The sequence below is a fragment of the Mesorhizobium sp. M1A.F.Ca.IN.022.07.1.1 genome, assembly GCF_003997575.1.
In the GTDB taxonomy this organism is placed as follows: Bacteria; Pseudomonadota; Alphaproteobacteria; order Rhizobiales; family Rhizobiaceae; genus Mesorhizobium.
Genome location: NZ_RZST01000497.1, coordinates 1 through 3171, shown reverse-complemented (window position 1 = coordinate 3171; position 3171 = coordinate 1). Strand labels below are relative to the sequence as shown.

Here is a 3171-nt window from a genome sequence, read left to right as displayed (position 1 = left end):
CCGCAACGAAGTCGTCTTCACCGGCGGCATGATGGGCGAGATGGTGGCGCAGGACATGGGTGAAAGCATGGGTCCGGGCGCATGATGCAGGACGATGAATTCCGGCACCGCCTGGTTCATCAACGGCGTCGCCGCCGACGAGGCCAATCACGACATGAAGCCGGGGCTGACGCTCTTGCGGAATAAGAGCCACGTCATCGCCACGACCAACGCAACCGCGTGGCATGATCCGATCCATCTGCACGGCCATTCCTTCCGGGTGATTTCCCGCAACGGCCAGCCCACCCCACGTCGCGAATGGCAGGACACGGCGCTGGTTTCGCCGCGCGAGAAGGTCGAGATCGCCTTCGTCGCCGACAATCCCGGCAATTGGATGTTCCACTGCCACGTTCTCGAACACCAGGCGGCCGGTCGCCTGACCAGTCCACAAGCCGAAGGAGAAGCAAAAATGTCCAATACCCTGATAGCTCTTGTCCTCGCCTCGATCCTGTCAGGCGCCGCTCCGGCGTTCGCCGGCGAAAGGACGTCACGCTCTACAAGAACCCGCAATGCGGCTGCTGCGAAGGTTATGCCGGCTATTTGCAGGAAACGGCTTCGCTGTCACCGTCAAGGCCGACGCACGACCTTTTCGCCATGAGCCGCGAAGAGGGCATTCCGCCGGAAGCCGATGGCTGCCTTCTCTCGTTCATCGACGGCTATGTGGTGAGCGGCCATGTGCCGGTCGGCACGGTCAACAAGCTCTTGACCGAGCGGCCCGACATCAAAGGGCATGACGCTGCCCGGCATGCCGATGGGCTCCCCCGGCATGAGTGGCACGAAGGAAGCGCCCTTCGAGATTCTCGAAATCCGGAAGTCTGACGGGACCGGCGGCGTCTACGCCACGGAATAGGAGGCTTCGATGATGGAATGCATGAGCGGCATGATGATGTTCGGCATGGGCCTGGTGTGGCTGCTTGTCGTCGTCGTGCTCGTCCTCGGGACGGCCGCGCTGATCAAGTACCTGTTCTCCAGCGGCGGCAAAGGAGAAGGGCGTCGGTCCTCTTATCGATGCGTGGCCGCGGCAGGCCTCGGATTGGTCTGGACATTGCCTTGGCTCGCCAACCGGATGGCCGGTGGCGGCGCCCCGGCCGCGGCGATAGCGCTAGGCAAGACGGTTTTAGCCAGGCGAAGGTCAGCGCGATTGGAAAGCCCGCTGCCTTCGGGACGCATGCCGGCGCCGGGACCGGCCGCGGTCGTCGGCGGCGGCTACCAGAGCGACATGCCGGGCTTCGGGAATGTCCTCACCGACGAGGAGATCCGGGCCGTTCTGGCCTTCATCAAAAGCACATGGCCCGAGCGGGAACGCGCCTATCAGGCAGATGAGCCGCCGGGAGCGGGAGCAGACACAGTGAGACCAATCCTAGCCGCGGAGCCCTCGAACGCCCCCAACCGGAATGCATTGTCCATGAAAGCGAAACCGTCGCTTGCGATTCAATTTCTGGCGCTGATCCTCGCGACCTCCGCGCTGGCCCACCATCCGGGCGCCGATCTCGACAAGATGAGGGACAGCGCGGAGAGGTTCTTCCAGGCGATCGACGAGCAGGCCGCGCCGCCTTTCGAACTGGCCGACGCGGACGGAAGGGCCGTCCGCCTTTCCGATTTCTCCGACAAGATCGTGGTGCTCTACTTCATGACGAGGTAACCTTGGAAGAAGAAGGCGACGGCCACTGGCGGCAGGATGGCAAGCACGCTGGCCGCAAAAAGCGGCCCATACTCATAGAAGCGGGCCGGTTCTGTCGCAAATCGTGCTTTTGGCCACAACTGGACGCTTTCGCGCGCTTATGGACCAGCTCACATGTCCAACAACGCAAGCAGATGACAGGGCTCGACGTGCCCCGGGGTGGCGCCCTACTTCCACGCTCGCACTGTCACACTCCCGCCGAAAGGCGGGTTTAGTGAGTTATGGCAGTGACTGTGCCACCAGTCCAAACGTCGAGTTTCGCGGCAACTTCGACGCTTTCCTTAGCTGACTTGCCCAAAACCAGCGCGGCCAAAGCATACTGCTTGCCGCTCCCGATGGCATAATATTCACCTTTCACGGGATCACTTGGCAGCCAATTGCCGTCCAACAATACGGCTTCCCCATTTTTGCGCACTATCAGCGCCTCAAATTCAAAATTGTCGTCGTTGCGCGGCACAGGAATATCAGAAACATCCATGCCCTTCTCAACCCAGTCTCGAACGGCCTTTGGAATACCCAAGGACGAAGAGGAAACGCCGATGAGTGTGCCGTCGCATAAGCGAAACACCTTCGTTTTCTCACCGACGGATACTGAGTCAAAACCCAAGGCTCGGCCGTCGCCAGCCATGGTTCCGTTCCTGTAAGCTATTGTTGTCATTGGCACCCTTCTATCGCTACATCAAACTTCAGGACCTTGCGCATGTCCCCTGTGTCAAGGTCACTGACCCACGGCCTATTTGCCTGATACACGATACAGGCTGCGCTCCTTGAGTTCGCGCACGGGTGGCCGTCATCTTGCCGCCTTCGCGCAATGCCTTGAACAGGCCGAGTCTGTCCCCCAGCGGGAATGACAACCACCTCCATGTCGTTGAAAAGCAGGAAATCCGTCACTTTGCCTCGTCGGTAACGGGCGGAGCCGGAGCGGTCGTCACCGGGCAAGCGCGGTCGCAGTAGGTATCCTGGGCAGCCCGTCAGACATGGATGGCTCCGGTTGTGGTGACGGGGAGGGCGATAAGCAAGTTCGGGCCAAGTGATTGTTCCGCGGCTGTATGTTTTGGTGAGGTGATCATGCGACTTCTTGTTGGTCGGTCACGTGTTTGCGGATAACCAGCATGCGCTGTGCCAAATGAGAAAACCATTTAAAGTCAATCCAGCAGATCTGACTGTATTCCGACATTGTCGGAAATTGGACATCGCCGAACGCGAGCGCTCGGGGCTTGTGATGATACTTGGGCGTGCTGCTTCGGAGGAGGGATGCGCCTCGTACCGGCCGCGAAGCCTTCCTGCATTTAAGGCGCCAGATCAATTGAACGCGCATACCAGTCAGCCGTCCCGTCGTTTAGTCCAAATGGCGATCCATCTCAGCGCGCTCACGCCATCCACCTTTCTGCGCGACCCAAGCTAAACACGCTCGGCGATGATTAGGATACCTACTACATCTGGACCCGCCC

Annotated in this window: 4 protein-coding genes; 3 read left to right on the top strand and 1 reads right to left on the bottom strand. The window is 60.2% G+C overall.

Annotated features, from left to right (window positions below; all coding sequences use genetic code 11):
* Positions 1–94: 94 nt before the first annotated feature.
* Genes EOA75_RS35400 through EOA75_RS35855 form a run of 3 tightly spaced genes read left to right on the top strand, consistent with a single transcriptional unit; the run spans position 95 to position 1681 of the window.
* Positions 95–637 carry a multicopper oxidase domain-containing protein gene (locus EOA75_RS35400; protein WP_236473613.1) on the top strand — a complete coding sequence of 181 codons (543 nt, stop codon included), beginning with the start codon at positions 95–97 and terminating at the stop codon, positions 635–637.
* On the top strand, positions 634–858 hold the full coding sequence (locus tag EOA75_RS35395; protein ID WP_236372580.1) for a DUF411 domain-containing protein: 225 nt from the start codon (positions 634–636) through the stop codon (positions 856–858). The genes EOA75_RS35400 and EOA75_RS35395 overlap by 4 nt, the downstream gene beginning before the upstream one ends.
* 40 nt (positions 859–898) lie before the next feature.
* Positions 899–1681, top strand: coding sequence for a redoxin domain-containing protein (locus EOA75_RS35855; RefSeq protein WP_244529185.1), 783 nt, complete (start codon positions 899–901; stop codon positions 1679–1681).
* 250 nt (positions 1682–1931) lie between these two features.
* Here the strand turns inward: EOA75_RS35855 and EOA75_RS31060 are convergent, their stop codons facing one another.
* Positions 1932–2348, bottom strand: coding sequence for a hypothetical protein (locus tag EOA75_RS31060; protein ID WP_063169404.1), 417 nt, complete (start codon positions 2346–2348; stop codon positions 1932–1934).
* Positions 2349–3171: the final 823 nt, after the last annotated feature.